At 41.4% G+C, this 459-nt stretch carries 1 pseudogene; it reads left to right on the top strand.

What is annotated here, in order from left to right:
* A pseudogene (locus QTO00_RS20845) lies at window positions 1-379 on the top strand (hypothetical protein); the annotation flags it as partial.
* Window positions 380-459 lie beyond the last annotated feature (80 nt).

Raw genomic sequence — 459 nt, 5'->3', positions numbered from 1 at the left:
CAATATGGATGGGAAAAAATATCCGCTTAACTCGTTTAAGTCGATGCAAGCTGGCTTTAGCCCTCAATCTAGGGCTGCAAACTTTAAAGGAGCCGGAGCCTTAACGTTTGTGGTATCGGCCAGCATAGCCACAACCGATTTAATATTTAAGGATGATTATCACCTAGTGGATTGGTTCGGCAATGTTGGCTCTGACATGTTCAAATTTATGCTCCAGAGCGCAGTTGGTGAAGCCGCCTTATTTGCTGCTGCTTTCTTAGGTCAACCCATAATTATCGGTGCAATTGCTGTAACAGCGACATATGTTCTAATTGAATGGGCTTGGGGCGAATACAAAATTTCTCAAACGATAGTTGAAAGGTTAGAAGGTGCGATATAAAACTAAAATCCGTTTGGCTGGCTTGTTTTTTATTTCATTAATGTTGCTGTGTTGGCTTTATCCTTCTTATGGGGTTTATC

The organism is Vibrio sp. M260118, assembly GCF_036533755.1.
In the GTDB taxonomy this organism is placed as follows: Bacteria; Pseudomonadota; Gammaproteobacteria; order Enterobacterales; family Vibrionaceae; genus Vibrio.
Note: the sequence above shows the minus strand (reverse complement) of the source record. Positions and strands in the feature narration are given on the sequence as shown.